We start from the raw sequence: 21890 nt of genomic DNA, 5'->3' as shown, positions 1-21890 counted from the left end.
TGCAGCGGAGGAAACCCCAAGATTCGGCCGCCGATCGGTCAAACCGCGCGGCGGAGCCGAATGGACGTCGCGGCGGCTCGGGGCAGGCGGAACGGCAGCGCCCGAAGCGAGCGCGCCAAGGCGCGCGCCTTGATCGATGCGTCGCACCGCGAGCCCTGACGCGGGCTGTGAGCGTTCGATCGAGACGAGGAGCGGCTGCGCAGCTGCGCATCGGTACCAGGTCTGACCTCGCTCCAACGGCGCCGGTCGACGGCGCCAGCCACTTTTTTCGGCGCGTGCGGAACTCGGACGGAACTCGCACCGCGGCGCGGCGTCATAGAGGTTCGATCGCGGCGCCGACGGCTCCCGGTCGGAACGGTTTCGTTGCGGAGCCGGCCGAACACCGGCTGAAATCTCCGGGGGGCATTCTCCTCCTCCCTCCTCCCTCCTCCTTCCTCCGGAGGCGCTCCGCGACGTCTTGTCTTCGGCACCGGCGGCTCACCGCGAGCCGCCGCGTGTTCCCGGCGGCCGGACCCCCTGGTGGGTTCGACCGGCCGGGACGTTGCGCTCGCTCAGCGCAGCCAGCCCTTGCGCCGGAAGTAGATGAACGGCGCCGCCACCGACATCAGCATCAGACCCAGCGCGAACGGGTAGCCGAGCGCCCAGTCGAGCTCGGGCATGAAGCGGAAGTTCATCCCGTAGATGCTCGCGATCAGCGTCGGCGGGAGCAGCGCGACGCTGGCCACCGAAAAGATCTTGATGATGTTGTTCTGGTTGATGTTGATGAAGCCGACCGTCGCGTTCATCAGGAAGTTCACCTTGTCGAACAGGAAGGTGCTGTGGCTGTCGAGCGAGTCCATGTCGCGCAGGATCTGGCGCGCCTCGTCGAACTGCTCGGCATTGAGCATGCGGCTACGCATCATGAAGCTGAGCGCGCGACGCGTGTCCATGACGTTGCGGCGGATGCGGCCGTTCAGGTCTTCCTCGCGCGCGATCGCCGACAGCGCCTCGCCGGCGACCTGGTCGTTGACCTTCTCCTTCAGCACGCGGGCGCTCACCGCCTCGAGGCTGTCGTAGATGCCCTCGAGCGCGTCGGCCGAGTACTCGGCGTCGGCATCGTAAAGCTTGAGCAGCACGTCCTTGGCGTCCTCGATGAGCGCCGGGATGCGGCGCGCGCGCAGGCGCAGGAGGCGGAACACCGGCAGGTCTTCCTCGTGCACCGAGAACAGCACGTTGTGGTGCAGGATGAACGCGACCCGCACGTTGCGCGGCTTGTCGCCGTCGTCGATGAGGAAGTCCGAGCGGATGTGCAGCTCGCCGTTGTCCTCTTCGTAGAAGCGGGCGGACTCCTCCAGGTCGTCGTCCACCGCGTCGGTCGGGATCGTCACGCCGAAGTGGTGCGCGATCCAGCCCTTCTCCTCGGCGGTCGGCGCGTCGAGGTCGACCCACACCGGCGTCACGCGCGACAGTGCGTCGAGGCTTTCGATCTCTTCCTGAAACAGCCGGCCGTTGGCCAGCGTGAACACGTTCAGCATGCGCTCTCCGAGGCCATGCCGCAGGCCAGGGTGCCTGCGAGCGCCGGGGTGTCAGGGCAGGGGGACCGCCACACCCCGGGGCCGCGCCCGGATCAACCGCGACGCGCGCCGGACCTGGAGTGGACGGTCACCGAGGGGGTGGCTTGTCCAACGATCGAATCCGATTATTCGAGGCGCGGATTATTGCATCGGCACACGGCCGGGCGTGCTCTGCCGGCGGGGCAAGCCCCCGATCGGACAACCCGCCGCGTCGGCGTAGGCATTCGCCGGCGGTGCCAAGCCGTGCCTTGTCACCCGGAACGAACCTGTGCACACTGACTCGGACCCCCTGGCGCGCGGGCAGTTGCCGCCGCCGGCGCCGCTCCCGCGGCGCTCGTGTCCACCCTGGAAGAAGGACTTCTCATGAACCTGACGATCAGCGGTCACCACCTCGATGTCACCCCGGCCCTGCGCGAATACGTGCTCACCAAGATGGAACGGGTCACACGCCACTTCGATCAGGTCGTCGACATCAACGTGATCCTGTCGGTCGAGAAGCTCAGCGAGAAGGACCGGCGCCAGAAAGCCGAGGTCACGCTTCACGTGAAGGGCAAGGACATCTTCGTCGAGCACTCCAGCGAAGATCTCTACGCATCGATCGACCAGCTGATCGACAAGCTCGATCGCCAGGTCGTGCGCCACAAGAGCAAGGTGCAAGACCATCATCACGAGTCGGTCAAACGCACCGACGCGATGCTGAGCTGACGGGCCGCCGCCGCAGGAGCTGCGCGCTCCGCGGCCGGCCGTTCGGTGACGTTCGCCGCAGGGGGCGCGGCGCCGTTCGGCGTCTCGCCTTCCCGACCACGGGCACGGCCGGGCGCGGAACTCCATAATCCGCGGACCGTTACTCAGCCGCCGGCCGCCGCGGGCCATCCGTCCGTCGCGCGCGGCTATCGCGATGAATCGTATTGCCGCCATCCTGCCGACGACCAACGTGGTCGTCGACGCCGACGCCACGAGCAAGAAGCGGGCGTTCGAACTCGCCGGGCTGCTGTTCGAGAACCACCACGCGATCGCCCGCGCGACCGTCACCGACAACCTGTTCGCCCGCGAACGGCTCGGCTCGACCGGCCTTGGTCACGGAGTCGCGATCCCGCACGGCCGCATCAAGGGCCTCAAGAACCCGCTCGCGGCGGTGCTGCGTGTGCAGCGCGCCATCGCCTTCGACGCGCCGGACGATGAGCCGGTCAGCCTGATGATCTTCCTGCTGGTGCCGGAAGCGGCCACCCAGCGCCACCTCGAGATCCTGTCCGAGATCGCCGAGATGCTGTCGGACCGCGAGCTGCGCGAGCGCCTCAAGGTCGATGGCGACGCGGAGGCGGTGCACCGACTCATCGCCAATTGGGAACCGCTGCGCTCGGTCGCCTGAGCGGCCGGCCCGCCGTGCGCGCGGCCTTGCTGCACGGGGCGTCGTGAAGCCGACCGCCATCAGCGCCGAGGCGCTGTTCGAGGAACACCGCCAGTCGCTGCGCTGGGAGTGGATCGCCGGCCACGCCCACCCGGAGCGCCATTTCGACGACGCCGTCGTGAGCGAGGCGCAGTCGTCGGCCGACCTGGTCGGCTACCTCAACTACATCCACCCGAACCGGATCCAGATCGTCGGTCGCCGAGAAGTCGCCTACCTCCGCTCGGCGCCCGAGCTGATGGAAAGCCGGATCGCCCGCATCATCACGCTCGACCCGCCGGTGCTGATCGTCGCCGACGCACAGACGCCGACCGATCGGCTGGTGCAGATGTGCGACCGCGCCGACATCCCGCTGTTCGTCACCGACGAGTCGGCGGGACACGTGATCGACGTGGTGCGCGGCTACCTGTCGCAGCACTTCGCCGAGCGCACCACCCGCCACGGCGTGTTCATGGACATCCTCGGGCTGGGCGTGCTGCTGACCGGCGAATCGGGGCTCGGCAAGAGCGAGCTCGGGCTCGAGCTGATCTCGCGCGGTCACGGCCTCGTCGCCGACGACGCGGTCGACGTCTACCGGGTGTCGCAGACCGCGCTCGAGGGGCGCTGCCCGGAACTGCTGCTCAACCTGCTCGAGGTGCGCGGCATCGGCCTCTTGGACATCAAGGCCATCTTCGGCGAGACCGCTGTGCGCCGGAAGATGCGTCTCAAGCTGATCGTGCACCTGGTTCGCAAGGACACCATGGACCGCGAGTTCGAGCGCCTGCCGTACGAGCCGCTGAGCGAAGACATCCTCGGCGTCCCGGTGCGAAAGACGGTCATCGCGGTCGATGCGGGACGCAACCTGGCGGTGCTGGTCGAGGCGGCGGTGCGCAACACCATCCTGCAGCTGCGCGGCATCGACACTTATCGCGAGTTCGTCGACCGGCACAACAAGGCGATCGCCAAGCGCGACTAGCAAGCGCGGGGCGGTGCGGCGGCCGCCGCGTGCGGGAGGGCGCCACGGCGGCGCCGGGGACTCAGGTCTTGACCCGATGCGGGCAGTTCTTCTTCGTGCAGACCGCGTACAGCGCGAGCGCGTGGTCCTGCAGCTCGAAGCCGCGCGCCTGCGCGATGCTGCGCTGACGGCGTTCGATCTCGTTGTCGAAGAACTCCTCGACCCGCCCGCAATCGACGCACACGAGGTGGTCGTGGTGCTGGCCCTGGTTGAGCTCGAACACCGCCTTGCCGCTCTCGAAGTGGTGGCGCGACAGGATGCCGGCCTGCTCGAACTGCATCAGCACGCGGTAGACGGTGGCCAGTCCGACGTCGGCGTGCTCGGCAAGGAGGACGCGGAACACGTCCTCGGCGCTCATGTGGCGCTCGGCGGTTTTCTGGAAGACCTCGAGCACCTTGATCCGGGGCAGCGTGGCCTTGAGCCCGCTGTTCTTCAGTTCGTCGGCGTGGGTCATGTGGCGGGGCGACCCCGGAGGGCCGCCGCATGGGCGGGGCGACCGCGAGAGGCCGCCGCTAGAATCGTTCGATCATATCGAGGTTGGCGCCGCTGCTGCACGTGCCCGCGACAACACCCATGCCCTCCCGCCCCGTTCCCTTCTTCCGCGGCGTCGCGGCCGCCGCGATGCTTGCCCTGCTCGCGCTCGGCGGGTGCCAGTCGCTGCAGTCGAGCGACAACTTCCTCGGCGTCATCACCCCGTACCGCCTCGAGGTGGTGCAAGGCAACGTGATCACGCGCGAGATGGCCCAGGCCGTCAAGCCCGGCATGACGCGCGCCGAGGTGCGCGACGTGCTCGGCTCGCCGCTGCTCACCGACGTGTTCCACGCCAACCGCTGGGACTACGTGTTCACCATCCGCCGCCAGGGTGCCGAGCCGCAGCTGCGCCGCGTGGTCGCGCTGTTCGAGAACGACCGTCTCGCCAGCATCGACAGCGGCGGCGAGCTGCCCGCCGAGCGCGAGTTCGTCGCCTCGATCGACACCTTCAAGACCGCCCGCAACGCGCCCCCGCTCGAGCTCACCGAGGCGCAGCTGAAGGCACTGCCGCCGCCCGCCGCGGCGCCGAGCGCCTCCGCCCCGGCTTCCGCGCCGGCGCGCAGCTACCCCCCGCTCGAGTCGCGCCCATGAGCGGCACGGCGCCGCCCGCTCCCGAACATCCCAGGCCGCTCCGCGTCGCGGTCGCCGGCGCGTCGGGCCGGATGGGCCGGATGCTGATCGAGGCGATCGTCGCGAGCCCCGACCTCCGGCTCACCGGCGCGCTCGACATCGCCGGGCCCAGCGTCGGCCAGCGCGCCACGGCCTTTCTTGGCGACGTGCCGGGGCCGACGATCACCGACGACATCCGCGCCGGCCTCCAGAGCGCCGACACGCTGATCGACTTCACGCGCCCGGCCGGCACGCTTGCCCACTTGGGCGTCTGCCGCGAGCTCGGCGTCAAGGCGGTGATCGGCACCACCGGCTTCGACGAAGCGGAAAAGGCGCAGATCGCCGAGTTTGCCCGCGACGTCGCGATCGTCATGGCGCCCAACATGAGCGTCGGCGTGAACGTGGTGCTCAAGCTCCTCGCAATGGCCGCCAAGGCGCTCGGCGACGGCTACGACGTCGAGGTCATCGAGGCACACCACCGTCACAAGATCGACGCTCCCAGCGGCACCGCGCTCAAGATGGGCGAGGTGGTCGCCGCCGCGCTCGGCCGCGACCTGAAGGAGTGCGCGGTGTACGCGCGCGACGGCTACAGCGCGCCCGACCGCGGCGAGCGCGCCCGCTCGACGATCGGCTTCTCGTCGATTCGCGGCGGCGACATCGTCGGCGACCACACCGTGCTGTTCGCCGGCGACGGCGAGCGCATCGAGATCACCCACAAGTCGAGCAGCCGCGCCACCTACGCGCAGGGGAGCCTGCGCGCGGTGCGCTTCCTCGCCGGCCGAGCGAACGGGCTCTTCGGCATGGACGACGTGCTCGGCATCGCGGCGGCCGAGGTCTCCGCGTGAGCGGTCTCGGCAACTTCTGGGCGCAAGGCGACGCGATCACGCGCAGCGTGGCGGTGCTCCTGCTGCTGATGTCGGTGAGCGCCTGGGTCGTCATCTTCTGGAAGGGTTGGCTGCTGCGCCGGGTCAGCCGCGACCTGCAGCGGGCGGTGCCGGCGTTCTGGGCCGCGCCGTCGATGGACGCCGGCCGCGAGCGCCTGGCCGCCTTCGACCGCGAGACCGTGCTGACGCCGCTGCTCGCCGCGGCACTGGCGACCCCCGCCGGCGGCACCCTCGAGGCGCAGGGCCACACCGACTCGCAGCTCACGCGGCGCTTGCGCGACGCGCTGCACGGCGTGCTGGGCCAGTTGCAGTTCGGTCAGGTGCTGCTCGCGTCGATCGGCAGCACCGCGCCCTTCATCGGCCTGTTCGGCACGGTCTGGGGCATCTACCACGCGCTGGTCAGCATCTCGAGCGCGGGCGCGATCACGATCGAGCGCGTCTCGGGCCCGGTCGGCGAGGCGCTGGTGATGACCGCCGCCGGTCTCGCGGTCGCGATCCCCGCGGTGCTCGCCTACAACGTGTTCAACAAGTGGGTGGCCGCGAGCGAAGCCGAGCTCGAGGGGTTCGCGCACGACCTGCGCGAGATGATCATCGACGGCGGCGCGGCCGCCTGAACGCCGTCAGCCGATGGCCTTCGGTCGCCTCGAACGCACCCGCGCGGCGTCGCCGATGAGCGACATCAACATGACGCCGCTGATCGACGTCATGCTGGTGCTGCTGGTGATCTTCATGATCACGGCGCCGTTGATGACGTCGAGCCTCAAGCTCGACCTGCCCAAGACCGATGCCGCGCAGCCGAGCGACACGCCGCAGTTCATCTCGGTCGCGCTCGATGCAACCGGCCAGTATTTCTTCGGCGACGAGAAGGTCGACGAGGCGACGTTCGCCGCGCGCGTCGGCGACGCCGCGCGCCGCAACCCGCAGACCGAGGTGCAGCTGCGCGCCGACCGCGGCGTGCCCTACGGCCGCGTCGCCGAGCTGATCGGGCTGGTGCAGAAGGCGGGTCTCACGCGCATCGGCTTCGTCGCCGAGCCGGTCGCGCCGGCGCGCTGAGGCGCCGACGCCTCAGTCGACGCGCTCGGCCCCGCTCAGAAGCGCGCAGAAGCGCGCGCTGTCGACATTGCCGCCCGACAGCGTCACGCCGACGCGCTGACCCCGAAACGCCGCGGCGTTCGTCATCAGCGCGGCGAGCGCGCACGCACCCGACGGCTCGAGGACGATCTTGAGGCGCTCGAACGCGAAGCGCATCGCCTCGACCACTGCCGGGTCACTTGCCGTCAGCACGTCGGTGACGAGCTCGCGGATCACCGCGAACGGCCAGCGGCCGACCGACTGCGACTGCTGGCCGTCGCAGATCGTGCGCGGAACGTCGATGCGGACGATCTCGCCGCGCCGCAGCGACTGCTGCATGTCGTTGCCGCGTTCGGGCTCGGCGCCGTACAGGCGGATCGACGGCACCAGATGGCGGGCAGCAACCGCACAGCCCGAAAGGAACCCGCCGCCGCCGGCGCAGACGATCATGGCGTCGAGTGCGCCGACCTCCTCGATCAGCTCGAGCGCGACGGTGCCCTGCCCGGCCATCACGGGCAGGTGGTCGTACGGCGGGATCTCGACCGCGCCACGCTCGGCGGCGAGCGCCTCGGCGAGTGCCGCGCGATCGTCGCGGTAGCGGTCGTAGACGATCACCTCGGCGCCGTAGCCGCGCGTCGCCGCCAGCTTCAGCGGCGGGGCGTCGCTCGGCATCAGGATCGTCGCCGGGCAGCCGTGCAGGCGCGCGGCGAGCGCGACCGCCTGCGCGTGGTTGCCCGACGAGAACGCGACGACGCCGCGGGCGCGCTGGGCGTCGCTCAGCACGTTCACGGCGTTGTAGCCGCCGCGGAACTTGAACGCGCCCATGCGCTGGAAGTTCTCGGCCTTGAGGTAGACCTCGGCGCCGACGAGTGCGTCGAGCGTGCGCGAATGCAGCACCGGGGTGCGATGGGCGACGCCGCGCAGGCGCGCCGCGGCGGCCGTGACGTCGGCGAAGGTGAGCGGGAGCGCGGCGCCGTCAGCCATCACGCGAACCCGCATCGCCACCGGAACCCGACGGCGGCGTCGGCGCGAGCGGGCCCGAACACCCGCCGCCGTCCAGTCCGGCGGGCGGCAGGTCGGACCCGCCGGCGCTGCCGCGGGTGCCCTGCAGCTCGAGCTCGGCGTCGCGCCGAAACGCCGCCTTCAGCGCATCCCAGCCCGGGTGGCCCAGGCGCTCGAGCGTCTCGAGGTTGGCCTCGACCACGGCGTCGGTGTCGAGGCCGCTGTCGATGGCGCGCTCGATGCTCGCCTCGCGCAGCAGCTGCAGCAGCGGGTACGGCGAGCGGTTGCTCGCGTTGGTGACGTCGTCCTCGTCGGTGTCGGCGAAGCGGTAGTCGGGGTGGAAGCTCGCGACCTGCAGCTCGCCGGTGAGGTCGAGTTCGTCGAGCGCGGCGTCGGCGATGTCGAGGAAGTCGTTGTAGTCGTCGAAGTCGTTCAGCACGTGCGGGTGGATCAGCAGCGTGGTTTCGAGCGACGACGGGTCGGCGTCCGCGATGCGATGAATCTCGGCGACCAGGTCGTCGAGCAGCGCGTCGATGTCGCGCGCGTCGCTGACGACGTAGCGCACGAGCCCGCGCGCATCCGCTGCGCCAGCGAAGGGGCACAGGCCCAGCCCGATCACCGCGCGGCGCACCCAGGCGCGAGTTTCGGCTTCGACGCGCGCCGGGTCGACGTCGGCTGCAGGGTTCATGGTGCTGCGGGCGGCAGGTCGTCGCGCGCCGGGGGTGGAGGTCGGCCGAGACTACATCGCTTCGGCGCGCCGCAGCAGCGTCGCAAAACGCGGCAGCCCGCCCGGCGTGAGGTCGCGGTAGCGGTAGGTGACGACGCTGCCGAGCGGCGGCGGGTCGCGGCGCAGGGCGTCGCCGAGGCCGCTGCCGACGCGGAAGGTGCGGCCGTCGGGTGCCCGCACGACGAGCGCGCCGACCTCGCCGGCGAGGCGCCCGCGCCCGCCGCGATGGCCGACGACCACCGCCTCGGCGTCGAGGTAGGGCTTGAGCTTGGAGAGCGCGTCGCTGCGCCCGCGAACGTACGGTGCTGCGGCGTCGTGCAGCATCAGGCCCTCGCCGCCGGCTGCGACCGTGGCGTCGAGCAGGCGCTGCAAGGCGCCCGGATCGGCGACGCGCCGCTGCGCCACCGCTTCGACGTGCGCCAGGCGCGTGGCGGCGACGAGGGTGGCGATGCGGGCGGCGCGCTCGGCGAACGTTCCAGCGCCGTTCGGCAGCTCGAAGACGAGGTAACGCACGCTGCGCCACCCGGCATCGTCGGGGGTGTGCCGGCGCACGACGGCCGACAGGCGGTCGAAGCGGCGCCGCCCCATCCACAGCTCGCCGTCGAGCGGCTCGGCCGGCAGGCCCGCGGTGAACCAGGCCGGCGCCGCAAGGGGCCGGCCGCTGCGATGGCGCAACCCGGTGCCGTCCCACAGCGCGCGCACGCCGTCGTACTTCTCGCTCACCAGGCAGCGTGCGGGATCGCGCCGCGGGTCCCACACGTTCGCGAGGACGAGGTCGGCAGCGGTGGCGGGCGGTGCAGCCGCCGAAGCGGCCTTCGGCACCTGGAGGGCGATGCCGGCGAACAGCCAGCGTCGGCGGTCGAGCAGGGTTTCGGAACGCATCACGCCTCTCGCGGCACCAAGGATGCGCCATGGTCGTCGGGCTGCCCGCGCCACGCGACCTCCGCTCGGGTGCCGCACCCGTCGGGGGGCCCGCGGCGCGCGCGTCACCCCGGCCGAAGGGGACCCCCTTTCTATAATCGCAACCCTTCTCCAGCGAGTGCGCGATCGATGAACCCCGACTTCAACCCGAGTGACATCGAGCGCAGCGCGCAGGCCGCCTGGAGCGCGGCGGACGCCTACCGCGTGACCGAGGACGAGGCCAAGCCCAAGTTCTACGCGTGCTCGATGCTGCCGTACCCGAGCGGACGGCTGCACATGGGCCACGTGCGCAACTACACCATTAACGACATGCTCGCGCGCCAGCTGCGCATGCAGGGCATGAACGTGCTGATGCCGATGGGGTGGGACGCCTTCGGCCTGCCGGCCGAGAACGCGGCGATCGCGAACAAGGTCCCGCCCGCGAAGTGGACCTACGACAACATCGCCGCCATGAAGGCGCAGATGCAGGCGATGGGTCTGGCCATCGACTGGAGCCGCGAGGTCGCGACCTGCGCGCCCGAGTACTACAAGTGGAACCAGTGGTTCTTCCTGAAGATGCTCGAGGCCGGCATTGCCGAGCGCCGCACCCAGATCGTCAACTGGGATCCGGTCGACCAGACCGTGCTCGCCAACGAACAGGTGGTCGAGGGCCGCGGCTGGCGCTCGGGCGCGATCGTCGAAAAGCGCGAGATCCCCGGTTACTACCTCGCGATCACGCGCTACGCCGATGAGCTGCTCGGCGACCTCGCCAAGCTGCCCGGCTGGCCCGAGCGCGTGAAGGTGATGCAGGAGAACTGGATCGGCAAGAGCGAGGGCGTGCGCTTCGCGTTCCCCTACGACCTCAACGATCCGCTCAACGCCGCGCACCGCGCCACCAAAGGCAGCAGCCTGCCGGCGCAAGGCCGCCTCTACGTCTTCACGACACGCGCCGACACGATCATGGGCGTCACCTTCTGCGCGGTGGCGCCGGAGCATCCGCTGGCCCAGCACGCGGCGCTCGCCAACCCCGAGGTCGCCGCGTTCATCGAGGAATGCCGCGCCGGCGCGACCAACGAGGCCGCGCTCGCGACGCAGGAGAAGAAGGGCGTCGCGACCGGCCTCTACGTCGAGCACCCCTTGAGCCACGAGAAGATCCCGGTCTGGGTCGGCAACTACGTGCTCATGAGCTACGGCGACGGCGCGGTGATGGGCGTACCGGCGCACGACGAGCGCGACTTCGCGTTCGCCAAGCGCTACGGCATCGACCTGCTGCAGGTGATCCACGTCGACGGGGAGCACTTCTCGTACGACCACTGGCAGGACTGGTACGCCGACAAGGAGCGTGCCGTCACGATCAACTCCGACGTCTACAGCGGGCTCAGCCACCGCCTCGCGGTCGACGCGATCGCCGCCGCGCTCGAGCACAAGGGCCTCGGCGGCAAGACCACCACCTGGCGCCTGCGCGACTGGGGCATCAGCCGACAGCGCTACTGGGGCACGCCGATCCCGATCATCCACTGCGAGACGTGCGGCACCGTGCCGATTCCGGAGAAGGACCTGCCGGTGGTCCTGCCGGAGGACCTGATCCCCGACGGCTCCGGCAACCCTCTCGCCAGGCACGCCGCGTTCGTGAACGTCGCCTGCCCGCGCTGCGCCCGCCCGGCGCGGCGCGAGACCGACACGATGGACACCTTCGTCGACAGCTCGTGGTACTTCATGCGCTACTGCGACGCCTCGAACGACGCCGCCATGGTCGGTGGCGGCACCGCCTACTGGATGCCGATGGACCAGTACATCGGCGGCATCGAGCACGCGATCCTGCACCTGCTGTACGCGCGCTTCTGGACCAAGGCGATGCGCGACACCGGGCTCGTCGACTTCGACGAGCCGTTCACGCGCCTGCTGACGCAGGGCATGGTGCTCAACCACGTGTTCTCGCGCCCGACGCCACAGGGCGGCATCGAGTACTTCCCGCCCGACGAGGTGACGCCGACGCACGATGCGAACGGCCAGATCACCGGCGGCACCTGGCGCGACGGCAGCCGGGTCGAGTACGGCGGCGTCGTCAAGATGGGCAAGACCGAGCGCAACGGCGTCGACCCGCAGACGCTGATCGAGCGCTACGGCGCCGACACCGCGCGCCTGTTCGTCATGTTCGCCGCGCCCCCCGAGCAGACGCTCGAGTGGAACGACGCCGGCGTCGAAGGCGCCAACCGGTTCCTGCGCCGGGTCTGGAAGTTCGCCGCCAAGTCGGTGCACGGCACGCGCGCCGCGCCGGCACCGGTGCGCTGGACCAGCGCCGCCAAGACGCTGCGCTTCGAGGTGCACGGCGCGCTGCGCCAGGTGAGCTACGACTACGAGCGGATGCAATACAACACCGTCGTGTCGGGGGCGATGAAGCTGCTCAACGCGCTCGAGACGCACGCCGCGGCGGCCGACGCCGACGGCGCGGCGCTGCGCGAGGGCTTCGGCATCCTGCTGCGCGTGCTCTATCCGGTGTGCCCGCACACCACCTGGGTGCTGTGGCGCGAGCTCGGCTACGAGATCGAGCTCGGCGGGCTGCTCGACGCAGCGTGGCCCGAGGTCGACGAGCAGGCGCTGCACCAGGACGAGATCGAGCTCGTGCTGCAGGTCAACGGCAAGCTGCGCGGCGCGATCCGCGTCCCGGCCAATACCAGCAAGCACGCGATCGAGGCGGCCGCGCTCGCGAGCCCCGAATTCGCGCGCTTCGCCGAAGGCCGCCACGCCAAGCGCGTGGTGGTGGTGCCCGGCCGGCTCGTCAACATCGTCCTATGACGGCTCGCCGCGCGCTGCTCGGTGCGGCGCTCGCCGCGGCGGGCCTCGCGGCTGCGGGCTGCGGGTTCCAGCTCAAGCGCCCGCCCGAGCTGCGCTTTCGCACCATCCAGCTCACCGGCTTTCCGGTGCGCTCGCCGCTGGCTGCCGAGCTGAAGGCCGCCATCGATGCGACGCCGACCACCCAGGTCGTCGAAAGCGCCGGGCAGGCGCAAGTGGTGCTGCACGCGCTCGCCGACGAGCGCGAGCGCAGCGTCATCGCGACCAGCGCCGCGGCGCAGGTGCGCGAGATCCAGCTGCGCGCGCGGCTGCGCTTTCGCCTGTCGACCCCCGACGGCCGCGAGCTCATCCCCGACGCCGAGATCGTGCTGCGGCGCGACATGAGCTATGTCGAGGCGGCGGCGCTGGCCAAGGAGCGCGAGGAAGAGCTGCTCTTTCGTGCCATGCAGACCGACATCGTCTCGCAGGTGCTGCGCCGCCTCGCGGCGGTGTCGGCGCCCTAGGGCCTGCCGGGATGCAGGTCGGCGCGGCGCAGCTCGCCGGTCACCTCGGGCGCGGCTTGCGTGCGCTCTACACCGTGTGGGGCGACGAGGCGCTGCTCGCGCAGGAGGCGTGCGACGAGGTCCGCGCGGCCGCGCGAGCCGCCGGCTGCACCGAGCGGCAGGTCCACGTCGTTGCCGGCGCCCACTTCGACTGGAGCTCGCTGCTCGGCGCCGCGCAGGCGCGCAGCCTCTTCGCCGATCGGCAGCTCATCGAGATCCGCATTCCGTCGGGCAAGCCCGGCAAGGACGGCTCGGAGGCGCTGCAGCGCTACGCCGCCAACGTGCAGGCCGCCGCCGGCGAGCTCGAGGTCGTCACGCTGATCCAGCTGCCGCGCCTCGACCGCTCGCAGCAGGGCTCGGCGTGGTTCGGCGCGCTCGACGCCGCCGGCGTCACGGTGCCGATCCAGACGATCGAGCGGCCGGCGCTGCCGACCTGGATCGCGCAGCGCCTCGCGGCACAAGGCCAGCGCGTACCCGCCGGCGCCGACGGGCAGCGCGCGCTCGCCTTCTTTGCCGACCGCGTCGAAGGCAATCTGCTCGCCGCGCACCAGGAGGTGCAGAAGCTCGGCCTGCTCTACCCGCCGGGCGAGCTCGGCTTCGACGAGATCGAGGCCGCGGTGCTGAACGTCGCGCGCTACGACGTCTTCAAGCTCGGCGAGGCGGTGCTCGCCGGCCAGGTGGCGCGCGCGCTTCGCATGCTCGACGGCCTCGAGGCCGAAGGCGAGGCGGCGGTGCTGGTGCACTGGACGCTCGCGGAGGACATCCGCGGCCTCAAGCGCGTGCGCGATGCGCTCGATGCGGGCAAGCCGCTGCCGCTCGCCCTGCGCGAAGTGCGCGTCTGGGGTGCCAAGGAGCGCCTCTTCGAACGCGCGATCGGCCTGCTCGGCAACGAGGCGCTCGGCCCCCTGCTCGCGGCGGCACACGTCTGCGACGGCATCGTCAAGGGCCTCAAGCATCCGGATTGGCCCGACGACCCGTGGCAGGCGCTGCGCCGGCTGGTGCTCATGCTCGCCGAGCGCCTGGTGCCGCAGGCGCCGCGCGCGACGACGCGGCTGGCGCTGCGCGCCTGACGGTCGGGCGCCGCTGCCGGCTGCTCGGTGGGCCCCGGCGCCCCGCTGCGGAAGGGAGGTGGCGAAGACCGCAGGCGCTCGCGCCTACGCCGCGGTCGCAGCCGCGACGAGCCGATCCAGCACCACCCGAACCGTCTCGCCGCGAATCGCCGTGCGATCGCCGGACAGCTGCAGCAGCTCGGCGACCGGCGCTTCGCCACGTCCCGCCCACGCGATCCACACCGTGCCGACCGGCTTGCCGGGCGTCGCGCCGCCCGGCCCTGCGATGCCGGTCACCGCGGCGGCGAGCGTCGCGTGGGAACGCGCGAGCGCGCCGGCAGCCATCGCACCCGCCACTTCGGCGCTGACCGCGCCGTGCGCCGCGATCAGTTCCGGCGCCACGCCGAGCGATTCGCTCTTGGCGGCGTTCGAGTAGGTGACGAAGCCGCGCTCGAACCATGCGCTCGAGCCGGCGACCGCGGTGCACGCGGCGGCCACAAGGCCGCCGGTGCACGACTCGGCGGTGGCGAGCATCGCGCCGCGCGCGACGAGGGCGCGGCCGAGCGCCACGACGATGGCGTCGACGTCGTTCACCAGAAGCGCCACACGGCAACCAGCAGCACGGTGCAGCCGGCCGCCACCAGGTCGTCGAACAGGATGCCGAAGCCCTGGGCCCAGCCGATGGTGCTGCCGCGCGCCTTGAACAGCCGGTCGGCCCAGGCGACCGGGCCCGGCTTGACGGCGTCGAAGATGCGGAACAGGACGAACACGACGAACTGCGTCGGCAGGCTCGCCGGCGTGACCAGCCACAGCACGATCCAGAACGCGACGACCTCGTCCCAGACGATCGAGCCCGGATCGGCGACGCCGAGGTGGCGCGCCGCGACCGTGCAGGCCCACCAGCCAACCGCCAGCGAGGCGACGACGAGGGCGGCCCACTGCAGGTCGGACAGGTACGGCTGCAGCACGACGAAGACCAGCCATGCCCACAGCGTGCCGGCGGTCCCGGGCGCCACCGGCGAGAGTCCGCTGCCGAAGCCGAGCGCGATCGCGTGCGCCGGATGGCCGAAGGTGAAGCGCGCATCGGGTCGACGTGGGCGCGGCAACGGCGCGGGGTTCGGCGCCGGTTCGGCAGGAGCGCGGCTGAGCAGCGGCATGGAGGTCGTGCGGGGACGGTTCGACAGATTCTCGGCGCGCGCCGCTCACGCGGTCGTGAAATGGTCGAACGAACGCAGGCCGGCGGCGACCTCGTGGCCATCGCCGTCGAGCACGCGCAAGCCGGGCGCGGCGTCGACGCGGCCGATGCGTGCGACCGGCGTTGCCGCAGCGGCCGCCGCTTCGGTCACGCGGTCGGCCGCGCGCGGTGGCGCACTGAACGCCAGTTCGTAGTCGTCGCCGCCCGCGAGCACGCACGCGCGCTGCACCTCGGGCGGCTGCGCACGCAGGATCGCGCTGCGCGGCAGCGCGTCGAGCTCGAGCGTCGCGCCGACGCCGGATGCGGCGAGCACGTGGCCAAGATCGCCGACGAGGCCGTCCGAGAGGTCGATCGCGCTCGTCGCGATGCCGCGCAGCGCCAGGCCGAGCGCCACCCGCGGCATCGGCCGCTCGAGCGCACGCCGGGTCGTCTCGAAGTCGCTTCCGTCGAGCGCACGGGTGCCGCGCAACACCTCGAGCGCGAGGCGCGCATCGCCGAGCGACGATCCGCTCACCCACACGTCGTCGCCGGGGCGCGCACCGGAGCGCAGCAGCGCCCGGCCCGGCGGTACCTCGCCGAACACGGTGATGCAGATGGCGAGCGGCCCGCGCGTGGTGTCGCCGCCGACGAGCTCGCAGTCGTGGGCGTCGGCGAGTGCGAAAAGGCCGCGCGCGAAGCCCTCGAGGAAGCCTGCATCGACCTGCGGCAGCGCGAGCGCGAGCGTGAAGCCGAGCGGCGCCGCGCCGCAGGCGGCAAGGTCGCTCAGGTTCACCGCGAGCGCCTTGTGGCCGAGCCGCTCGGGCGCGACCGTCGAGACGAAGTGGCGGCCTTCGAGCAGCAGGTCGCTCGACACCGCCAGCTGCATGCCGGGCGCCGGCGCGAGCAGCGCGCAGTCGTCGCCGACCCCCAGCGCGGCGCGCCGCGTCGGGCGCGTGAAGAAGCGCCGGATCAACTCGAACTCGCCCATGGTCGGCGGGATTATCCGGGGGCGGGTCGGGCACTCAGCCTGCTGCGGAGCGACTTCTACAATGAATCGGCTCACCTCGGCTCCGGCCGAGCCGCCGACGACGATCTCTCGAGAACCACATGCCGAACGCCGAACCCCGCGACGAGACCCAGGTCGAGCACAAGATCGCCGAGCTCCGGCGTGCCGCGCTGTACTACCACGAGCATCCGACGCCCGGAAAGGTCGCCATCTCGGCGACCAAGCAGCTCACCAACCAGCGCGACCTCGCGCTCGCCTACTCGCCGGGCGTGGCCGCCCCGTGCGAGGAGATCGTCGCCGACCCGGCCAACGCGTTCCGCTACACGTCGCGCGGCAACCTGGTCGGCGTCGTCACCAACGGCACCGCGGTGCTCGGCCTCGGCGACATCGGCCCGCTTGCCGCCAAGCCGGTGATGGAAGGCAAGGGCGTCCTCTTCAAGAAGTTCGCCGGCATCGACGTGTTCGACATCGAGGTCAACGAGAAGAACCTCGACAAGCTGATCGACCTGATCGCCGCGCTCGAGCCGACCTTCGGCGGGATCAACCTGGAGGACATCAAGGCGCCGGACTGCTTCTACGTCGAGCGCGCCCTGCGCAAGCGCATGAAGATCCCGGTCTTCCACGACGACCAGCACGGCACCGCGATCGTGGTCGGCGCAGGCGTCCTCAACGCGCTCAAGGTCTCGGGCAAGGACATCCGCAACGTCAAGCTGGTGACCTCGGGCGCGGGCGCCGCCGCGCTGGCTTGCCTCGGCCTCCTGGTCAAGCTCGGGCTGCCGCGCGAGAACATCTGGGTGACCGACCTCGCCGGCGTGGTCTACGAGGGCCGTACCGAGCTGATGGACGAGGACAAGCAGTTCTTCGCCCAGAAGACCGAGCACCGCACGCTGGCCGACGTGATCGCCGGGGCCGACATCTTCCTCGGCCTTTCGGCCGCGGGCGTGCTGAAGCAGCACATGGTCAAGACCATGGCGCCCAACCCCATGATCTTCGCGCTCGCCAACCCGACGCCCGAGATCCTTCCGGAAGAGGTGATGGAGGTGCGCGCCGACGCGCTGATCGCGACCGGCCGCACCGACTACCCGAACCAGATCAACAACGTCCTCTGCTTCCCGTACATCTTTCGCGGCGCGCTCGACTGCGGCGCGACGACGATCAGCGTCGAGATGGAGATCGCCGCGGTGCACGCGATCGCCGAGCTCGCGCAGGCCGAGCAGAGCGAGGTCGTGGCCGCCGCCTACGCCGGTGCGGCGCTCAGCTTCGGTCCCGACTACCTGATCCCGAAGCCGTTCGACCCGCGCCTCATGATGCGGATCGCGCCGGCGGTCGCCAAGGCGGCCGCCGACTCGGGCGTCGCGTCGCGGCCGATCGAGGACTTCGACGCCTACCGGGCGCGCCTGCAGGCGTTCGTCTACGCGTCGGGCAGCACGATGCGGCCGATCTTCGCGATGGCCAAGGTCGCCGAGCACAAGCGCGTCGCCTACGCCGAGGGCGAGGAGGAGCGCGTGCTGCGTGCGGTGCAGGTGATCGTCGACGAGAAGCTGGCGCGGCCGACGCTGATCGGGCGCCCCGAAGTGATCGCGCAGCGGATCCAGAAGTTCGGCCTGCGCCTCGCGGCCGGCACCGACTACGACCTCGTCAACACCGAGAACGATCACCGCTTCCGCGACTACTGGCAGACCTACCACCGCATGACCGCGCGCAAGGGCGTGACGGCGCAACTCGCCAAGATCGAGATGCGGCGCCGCCTCACGCTGATCGGCTCGATGCTGCTCAAGACCGGCGAGGTCGACGGCCTGCTCTGCGGGACGTGGGGCACGACCGCGATGCACCTGCACTACATCGACCAGGTGATCGGTTTGCGCGAAGGCGCCAAGACGTACGCGTGCATGAACGGCCTGATCCTGCCGAACCGCCAGGTGATGCTGGTCGACACGCACGTCAACTACGACCCGACCGCCGCGCAGATCGCCGAGATCACCGTGATGGCGGCCGAGGAGATGAAGCGCTTCGGCCTCGAGCCCAAGGCGGCGCTGCTCTCGCACAGCAACTACGGCTCGAGCAACCAGCCGTCGGCGCTGAAGATGCGCGAGGCGCTCGGCATCCTGCGCGAGGAGGCGCCCTGGCTGCAGGTCGACGGCGAGATGCACGGCGACACCGCGCTCAGCGGTCCGTATCGCCAGCAGCTGATGCCCGACACCGGCTTCGAAGGCGAGGCCAACCTGCTGGTGTTGCCGAACATCGACGCGGCCAACATCTCGTACAACCTGCTCAAGACCGCCGCAGGCGGCGGCATCGCGATCGGCCCGGTGCTGCTCGGTGCAGCGCTGCCGGTGCACATCCTGACGCCCTCGGCGACGGTGCGGCGCATCGTCAACATGACGGCGCTCACGGTGGCCGACGCCAACGCGGTGCGCTGACGCGTTCCGGCAGGCGCCCGCACGACGTCTGCTTCATCCTCCCGGCACGGCCGGCCGCACGGCCGGACCCGAGGCCTCTGACACCCTCCTCGGATGCGCCTTCGACTGCCCGACCTGCTCGCGACCCGCAAGGGCCGCCTCGCGGCGTTCTTCCTGCTCTACGTCACCGAGGGATTGCCGCTCGGCTTCACCGCGATCGCGCTCGCCGCGCAGATGCGGCGCGGCGGCATGGGCCCCGCGGCGATCGGCGTCTTCGTCGCGTCGCTCTATCTGCCCTGGGCGTTCAAGTGGGTCGCGGGGCCGTTCGTCGACGTGTTCTCGTCCGACCGCTGGGGGCGCCGGCGTGCCTGGATCCTGGCGACGCAGCTCGGCATGGTCGCGACGCTGGTCGCCGCGATGCCGATCGACTACGTCGGCCGGATCGGCCTCTTCACCGCGATCGTCCTGCTCCACAACGTGCTCTGCGCGGTGCAGGACGTCGCGATCGACGCGCTCGCGGTGCGCGTGCTGCCGCCGGCAGAGCGCGGCGCGGCCAACGGCTTCATGTACGCCGGCGCGTCGGTCGGCCAGGCGATCGGCGGCGCCGGCGTGCTGTTGCTGTCGGCGTGGATGCCGTTCCAGGCGACTTACCTGGTGGTCGCGGGTGCGATCCTGCTGATCACGCTGTTCGTCGTGCTGCCGCTCAAGGAGCCGCCCCTGGTGCCCGCCGAGGCGGCGCCAGCGGGCCTCGTCTCGGTGCGGCGCCGCCTCGGCGCCTTCGTCGGCGACGCCTGGCGCGCGTTCACCGGCTCGCGCGCCGCGGCGGTCGGCGTCGTCGTCGCCCTGCTGCCGGCGGGCGCGTACGCGCTCAGCCTCGCGCTGCAGTCGAACCTGGCGGTCGAGCTCGGCTTCAGCAACAGCGAGCTTGCGCACCTCACGCTCGCGTCGACGGTCGCATTCGGACTCGCCTGCGTGGTCGGCGGATGGCTTTCCGACCGCTTCGGACGGCGCCGCATGCTCGCCCTCTTCATCGTGCTCACGGTGCTGCCGACGCTCTGGCTCGCCTGGACGTTGTGGCGCGCCGGCTGGGTCGTCCCGCTCGACCTGCACATCGCCAACCGGCCGCAGCCGAGCGGCAAGCTGCTGCTGACGTTCTGGACCGTGACGGTCGTCTACAACGTGTTCCAGGGCCTCTACTACGGCGTGCGCAGCGCGCTCTACATGGACATCACGACGCCGCGCGTCGCGGCGACCCAATTCACCGCCTACATGGCGATGCTGAACCTCGTCATCTCGTACACCGCGTGGTGGCAGGGCCATGCGGTGGTGCGCTGGGGCTACCCGGTGACCCTGGCGCTCGACGCTGCGGTGGGGCTGCTGTGCCTGTTCCTTCTGCCGCTGATGAAGCCGCCGGCGGCGGCCGAGCCTGCCGTTGCGGCCGGACGGCCTTCGGATGCGACCTTCGCTCCCGAGACGCCGATGCCCCACGGCGACGAGCCGCTGGCGGCGCCGACCGGCGCGGCCTTCGCGGGCGCGGCGCCGCAGACAAGCGGCACGTTGGCGCCGGTCGATGCACCCGCACGGATCGACCAACCCGACGCCGAGACGTCACACGCGGACGCCGAAGCGGCCCGGGCGCCCGAGAGCGCGGGGCCGGCCGGAGCTGCAGCGGGCGACCCCGCAGCGTCGCCCGGCCGAGCCGGGCCGGTGCAGCCGGCTGCGGCGGAGCCCTCCGCGCCGACGGTGCCGGCGGCGGGCCTTTCCAGGCCACCGCCGCCCACGCCATGACCCCGCGCATCCACCTCCCGCTCGCGCTCGCCGCCGGTGCCGAGATCGAGCTGCCCGAGGCGGCGTCGCGTCACGTGCAGGTGCTGCGCATGCAGCCAGGCGACGCCGTGCGCGTGTTCGACGGCGCGGGCGGCGAGTGGGACGCGACCGTGCGGCGCATCGGGCGGCGCCAGGTCGACGTGCAGATCGGCCCGCCGCTCGCCGGCCGCGGCCCGGAGCTGGCGCGTCGGGTGACGCTCGCGATCGGCGTGCCGGCCAACGAGCGCATGGACGCGCTGGTCGAGAAGGCGACCGAGCTCGGCGTCGCCGCGATCCAGCCGCTGCTCTGCGAGCGCTCGGTGCTGCGCCTCAAGGGCGAACGCGCCGAGGCACGCCGAGAGCGCTGGGCGGCGATCGCCGCCGCGGCGAGCGAGCAGTGCGGGCGCCGTGTCGTTCCGCGCGTCGAGGTGCAGTGCCCGCTGGCGGACTGGCTCGAACGCCTCGACGACCCCGCCGCGACGAGCCCCACGGCGACCCCGGACACCCCGGCTGCCGCCACGCCGATCGCGAGCGAGCCGGCACGGGGCGGCGGCCGCTGGCTGCTCGGCTTCGGCCCCGACGCGCTGGCGCCGCCGGCGCGCCTCGCGAGTCTCGCGGCGGACGCCGCGCTCGTGGTGCTGAGCGGGCCCGAAGGCGGGCTCAGCGCGGCCGAGGAGCGCCTCGCCGGCGCGCGCGGCTTCGCCCGCGTGGGCCTCGGCGCCCGCGTGCTGCGCGCCGACACCGCGCCGCTCGCGGTGCTGGCCTGGATCGGAATCGACGCGCTGGCGGGCGGCGCCGGCTGAGCGGCGTCGGGCGCGCGGGAGCCGGCGCCGCCGCCGGCGCGGTTCACTCCGCGTCGCGCAGCAACGCGATGAGGTCGACGTGGCCGCGCGCGACCGCTTCGTCGAAAGCGGTGCGGCCCGCATCGTCGGCGAGCGCCTTGTCGGCGCCGTGCACCAGCAGCGCGCGCACGATCGCGAAGCGGCCGGCGCGCGCCGCTTCCATCAGCGCGGTGCGTCCGCCGGTGCCACGTGCATTGGGGTCGGCGCCCGCGTCGAGCAGCGCCAGCAGCGCCGGCATGTCGCCGTTCGCCGCCGCCTGCACGATCGGCACCGCCGGCGCGGCGCTGGCGCCCGTGAGCGGCGCACCGACCGCGACCGCCACGGCGGCACCGGCCAGGAGCTTCTTCAGGATCTGCAGGGGATCGGTGTCGGCCATGAAATGGTTGCGAATCAACGGAGTCGGTGAGAACGAGCGGACGGTTCACCGAAGCACTGGCGACCGGCAGTGTGCCGCCGCATCGTCGAGCGGCTGCCCGTCGCCCCGAGGTCACCCCAGCAAGGTTCGGGCCGGACGAGGCTTACGCGATGGCGGAGCGCCGCGCGAGCGGGGAATCGAGGCGGGGTAGCTGCGCAGGCGCGTGAGAAAGTCACGCTTGGCACAAG

22 protein-coding genes are annotated in these 21890 nt (G+C 71.7%); 13 read left to right on the top strand and 9 right to left on the bottom strand.

The features are described 5' to 3' along the window. Nucleotides 1-551 precede the first annotated feature (551 nt). On the bottom strand, nucleotides 552-1514 hold the full coding sequence (gene corA / locus HQN59_RS02310; protein ID WP_176065646.1) for a magnesium/cobalt transporter CorA: 963 nt from the start codon (nucleotides 1512-1514) through the stop codon (nucleotides 552-554). Between the two features lie 402 nt (nucleotides 1515-1916). Here corA and hpf point away from each other — a divergent pair, with 402 nt between their 5' ends. The 3 genes from hpf to hprK all read left to right on the top strand — a co-directional run bounded on the left by hpf (nucleotide 1917) and on the right by hprK (nucleotide 3913). Then, on the top strand, nucleotides 1917-2258 hold the full coding sequence (hpf, locus tag HQN59_RS02305; protein WP_176065644.1) for a ribosome hibernation-promoting factor, HPF/YfiA family: 342 nt from the start codon (nucleotides 1917-1919) through the stop codon (nucleotides 2256-2258). 193 nt (nucleotides 2259-2451) lie between these two features. After that, the gene (locus HQN59_RS02300; RefSeq protein WP_176065642.1) at nucleotides 2452-2922 is read left to right on the top strand and encodes a PTS sugar transporter subunit IIA; all 471 of its coding nucleotides are present in this window, start codon (nucleotides 2452-2454) and stop codon (nucleotides 2920-2922) included. A 43-nt stretch (nucleotides 2923-2965) separates the two neighbouring features. Next, nucleotides 2966-3913: an HPr(Ser) kinase/phosphatase gene (gene hprK / locus HQN59_RS02295; protein WP_176065640.1), complete on the top strand. Its 948-nt coding sequence runs from the start codon at nucleotides 2966-2968 to the stop codon at nucleotides 3911-3913. Nucleotides 3914-3974: 61 nt separating this feature from the next. Here hprK and fur read toward each other — a convergent pair whose 3' ends face one another. Beyond that, nucleotides 3975-4406, bottom strand: a complete 432-nt coding sequence (fur, locus tag HQN59_RS02290) for a ferric iron uptake transcriptional regulator (RefSeq protein ID WP_176065638.1) — start codon at nucleotides 4404-4406, stop codon at nucleotides 3975-3977. A gap of 119 nt (nucleotides 4407-4525) precedes the next feature. On the opposite strand from fur, the gene HQN59_RS02285 reads away from it, so the two are divergent. Genes HQN59_RS02285 through HQN59_RS02270 form a run of 4 tightly spaced genes read left to right on the top strand, consistent with a single transcriptional unit; the run spans nucleotide 4526 to nucleotide 7029 of the window. Further along, on the top strand, nucleotides 4526-5074 hold the full coding sequence (locus tag HQN59_RS02285; protein WP_176065636.1) for an outer membrane protein assembly factor BamE: 549 nt from the start codon (nucleotides 4526-4528) through the stop codon (nucleotides 5072-5074). Beyond that, complete coding sequence (gene dapB, locus HQN59_RS02280; protein ID WP_176065634.1) at nucleotides 5071-5937, top strand: 4-hydroxy-tetrahydrodipicolinate reductase; 867 nt, start codon at nucleotides 5071-5073, stop codon at nucleotides 5935-5937. Before HQN59_RS02285 ends, dapB begins: the two co-directional genes overlap by 4 nt. Further along, a complete protein-coding gene (locus HQN59_RS02275) occupies nucleotides 5934-6590 on the top strand; it encodes a MotA/TolQ/ExbB proton channel family protein (protein ID WP_342451095.1) in 657 nt (218 codons plus the stop codon). The genes dapB and HQN59_RS02275 overlap by 4 nt, the downstream gene beginning before the upstream one ends. 13 nt (nucleotides 6591-6603) lie before the next feature. Continuing rightward, on the top strand, nucleotides 6604-7029 hold the full coding sequence (locus HQN59_RS02270; RefSeq protein ID WP_176065632.1) for an ExbD/TolR family protein: 426 nt from the start codon (nucleotides 6604-6606) through the stop codon (nucleotides 7027-7029). Nucleotides 7030-7041: 12 nt separating this feature from the next. Here the strand turns inward: HQN59_RS02270 and HQN59_RS02265 are convergent, their stop codons facing one another. From HQN59_RS02265 to HQN59_RS02255, 3 genes are read right to left on the bottom strand one after another with little or no spacing between them, the layout of a single operon-like run. Next, nucleotides 7042-8031: a threo-3-hydroxy-L-aspartate ammonia-lyase gene (locus HQN59_RS02265; RefSeq protein ID WP_176065631.1), complete on the bottom strand. Its 990-nt coding sequence runs from the start codon at nucleotides 8029-8031 to the stop codon at nucleotides 7042-7044. Next, a complete protein-coding gene (locus tag HQN59_RS02260) occupies nucleotides 8024-8737 on the bottom strand; it encodes a DUF1415 family protein (protein WP_176065629.1) in 714 nt (237 codons plus the stop codon). The genes HQN59_RS02265 and HQN59_RS02260 overlap by 8 nt, the downstream gene beginning before the upstream one ends. A 51-nt stretch (nucleotides 8738-8788) precedes the next feature. After that, the gene (locus HQN59_RS02255) at nucleotides 8789-9658 is read right to left on the bottom strand and encodes a DNA ligase (protein ID WP_176065627.1); all 870 of its coding nucleotides are present in this window, start codon (nucleotides 9656-9658) and stop codon (nucleotides 8789-8791) included. A 168-nt stretch (nucleotides 9659-9826) separates the two neighbouring features. Here HQN59_RS02255 and leuS point away from each other — a divergent pair, with 168 nt between their 5' ends. From leuS to holA, 3 genes are read left to right on the top strand one after another with little or no spacing between them, the layout of a single operon-like run. Then, the gene (gene leuS / locus HQN59_RS02250; RefSeq protein WP_176065625.1) at nucleotides 9827-12472 is read left to right on the top strand and encodes a leucine--tRNA ligase; all 2646 of its coding nucleotides are present in this window, start codon (nucleotides 9827-9829) and stop codon (nucleotides 12470-12472) included. Then, nucleotides 12469-12972: an LPS-assembly lipoprotein LptE gene (locus HQN59_RS02245; RefSeq protein WP_176065623.1), complete on the top strand. Its 504-nt coding sequence runs from the start codon at nucleotides 12469-12471 to the stop codon at nucleotides 12970-12972. The genes leuS and HQN59_RS02245 overlap by 4 nt, the downstream gene beginning before the upstream one ends. Before the next feature lie 11 nt (nucleotides 12973-12983). Continuing rightward, nucleotides 12984-14081, top strand: a complete 1098-nt coding sequence (gene holA, locus HQN59_RS02240; RefSeq protein WP_176065621.1) for a DNA polymerase III subunit delta — start codon at nucleotides 12984-12986, stop codon at nucleotides 14079-14081. An 84-nt stretch (nucleotides 14082-14165) separates the two neighbouring features. Here the strand turns inward: holA and HQN59_RS25925 are convergent, their stop codons facing one another. The 3 genes from HQN59_RS25925 to thiL are packed head-to-tail and all read right to left on the bottom strand — an operon-like array spanning nucleotide 14166 to nucleotide 16222. Further along, complete coding sequence (locus tag HQN59_RS25925; RefSeq protein WP_342451094.1) at nucleotides 14166-14654, bottom strand: CinA family protein; 489 nt, start codon at nucleotides 14652-14654, stop codon at nucleotides 14166-14168. Further along, the gene (locus HQN59_RS25920) at nucleotides 14651-15217 is read right to left on the bottom strand and encodes a phosphatidylglycerophosphatase A family protein (RefSeq protein ID WP_246294632.1); all 567 of its coding nucleotides are present in this window, start codon (nucleotides 15215-15217) and stop codon (nucleotides 14651-14653) included. The genes HQN59_RS25925 and HQN59_RS25920 overlap by 4 nt, the downstream gene beginning before the upstream one ends. Nucleotides 15218-15262: 45 nt before the next feature. Beyond that, on the bottom strand, nucleotides 15263-16222 hold the full coding sequence (gene thiL / locus HQN59_RS02230) for a thiamine-phosphate kinase (protein WP_176065619.1): 960 nt from the start codon (nucleotides 16220-16222) through the stop codon (nucleotides 15263-15265). A 119-nt stretch (nucleotides 16223-16341) separates the two neighbouring features. On the opposite strand from thiL, the gene HQN59_RS02225 reads away from it, so the two are divergent. From HQN59_RS02225 to HQN59_RS02215, 3 genes are all read left to right on the top strand, one after another. Then, nucleotides 16342-18660 (top strand): NADP-dependent malic enzyme, encoded by a 2319-nt coding sequence (locus HQN59_RS02225; RefSeq protein ID WP_176065617.1) that lies wholly within the window; start codon nucleotides 16342-16344, stop codon nucleotides 18658-18660. Between the two features lie 93 nt (nucleotides 18661-18753). Continuing rightward, entirely contained in the window at nucleotides 18754-20427 is a 1674-nt protein-coding gene (locus tag HQN59_RS02220) for an MFS transporter (RefSeq protein WP_176065615.1), read from the top strand. Then, nucleotides 20424-21248 carry a 16S rRNA (uracil(1498)-N(3))-methyltransferase gene (locus tag HQN59_RS02215; protein ID WP_176065613.1) on the top strand — a complete coding sequence of 275 codons (825 nt, stop codon included), beginning with the start codon at nucleotides 20424-20426 and terminating at the stop codon, nucleotides 21246-21248. The genes HQN59_RS02220 and HQN59_RS02215 overlap by 4 nt, the downstream gene beginning before the upstream one ends. Before the next feature lie 43 nt (nucleotides 21249-21291). Here HQN59_RS02215 and HQN59_RS02210 read toward each other — a convergent pair whose 3' ends face one another. Beyond that, nucleotides 21292-21663: an ankyrin repeat domain-containing protein gene (locus tag HQN59_RS02210; protein WP_176065611.1), complete on the bottom strand. Its 372-nt coding sequence runs from the start codon at nucleotides 21661-21663 to the stop codon at nucleotides 21292-21294. Nucleotides 21664-21890: the final 227 nt, after the last annotated feature.

The organism is Rhizobacter koreensis, from assembly GCF_013366375.1.
GTDB lineage: Bacteria > Pseudomonadota > Gammaproteobacteria > Burkholderiales > Burkholderiaceae_C > Schlegelella_A > Schlegelella_A koreensis.
Note: the sequence above shows the minus strand (reverse complement) of the source record. Positions and strands in the feature narration are given on the sequence as shown.

What these genes read in the sequence shown, in the direction of transcription:
- HQN59_RS25920 (WP_246294632.1), bottom strand. Translation starts at nt 15,217, where the DNA reads ATGCCGCTGCTCAGCCGCGCTCCTGCCGAACCGGCGCCGAACCCCGCG.
- HQN59_RS02255 (WP_176065627.1), bottom strand. Translation starts at nt 9,658, where the DNA reads ATGCGTTCCGAAACCCTGCTCGACCGCCGACGCTGGCTGTTCGCCGGC.
- HQN59_RS02265 (WP_176065631.1), bottom strand. Translation starts at nt 8,031, where the DNA reads ATGGCTGACGGCGCCGCGCTCCCGCTCACCTTCGCCGACGTCACGGCC.
- holA (WP_176065621.1), top strand. Translation starts at nt 12,984, where the DNA reads ATGCAGGTCGGCGCGGCGCAGCTCGCCGGTCACCTCGGGCGCGGCTTG.
- HQN59_RS02300 (WP_176065642.1), top strand. Translation starts at nt 2,452, where the DNA reads ATGAATCGTATTGCCGCCATCCTGCCGACGACCAACGTGGTCGTCGAC.
- HQN59_RS02270 (WP_176065632.1), top strand. Translation starts at nt 6,604, where the DNA reads ATGGCCTTCGGTCGCCTCGAACGCACCCGCGCGGCGTCGCCGATGAGC.
- HQN59_RS02285 (WP_176065636.1), top strand. Translation starts at nt 4,526, where the DNA reads ATGCCCTCCCGCCCCGTTCCCTTCTTCCGCGGCGTCGCGGCCGCCGCG.
- HQN59_RS02210 (WP_176065611.1), bottom strand. Translation starts at nt 21,663, where the DNA reads ATGGCCGACACCGATCCCCTGCAGATCCTGAAGAAGCTCCTGGCCGGT.
- HQN59_RS02215 (WP_176065613.1), top strand. Translation starts at nt 20,424, where the DNA reads ATGACCCCGCGCATCCACCTCCCGCTCGCGCTCGCCGCCGGTGCCGAG.
- HQN59_RS02260 (WP_176065629.1), bottom strand. Translation starts at nt 8,737, where the DNA reads ATGAACCCTGCAGCCGACGTCGACCCGGCGCGCGTCGAAGCCGAAACT.
- thiL (WP_176065619.1), bottom strand. Translation starts at nt 16,222, where the DNA reads ATGGGCGAGTTCGAGTTGATCCGGCGCTTCTTCACGCGCCCGACGCGG.
- corA (WP_176065646.1), bottom strand. Translation starts at nt 1,514, where the DNA reads ATGCTGAACGTGTTCACGCTGGCCAACGGCCGGCTGTTTCAGGAAGAG.
- dapB (WP_176065634.1), top strand. Translation starts at nt 5,071, where the DNA reads ATGAGCGGCACGGCGCCGCCCGCTCCCGAACATCCCAGGCCGCTCCGC.
- HQN59_RS02225 (WP_176065617.1), top strand. Translation starts at nt 16,342, where the DNA reads ATGCCGAACGCCGAACCCCGCGACGAGACCCAGGTCGAGCACAAGATC.
- hpf (WP_176065644.1), top strand. Translation starts at nt 1,917, where the DNA reads ATGAACCTGACGATCAGCGGTCACCACCTCGATGTCACCCCGGCCCTG.
- HQN59_RS02245 (WP_176065623.1), top strand. Translation starts at nt 12,469, where the DNA reads ATGACGGCTCGCCGCGCGCTGCTCGGTGCGGCGCTCGCCGCGGCGGGC.
- leuS (WP_176065625.1), top strand. Translation starts at nt 9,827, where the DNA reads ATGAACCCCGACTTCAACCCGAGTGACATCGAGCGCAGCGCGCAGGCC.
- HQN59_RS02220 (WP_176065615.1), top strand. Translation starts at nt 18,754, where the DNA reads ATGCGCCTTCGACTGCCCGACCTGCTCGCGACCCGCAAGGGCCGCCTC.
- fur (WP_176065638.1), bottom strand. Translation starts at nt 4,406, where the DNA reads ATGACCCACGCCGACGAACTGAAGAACAGCGGGCTCAAGGCCACGCTG.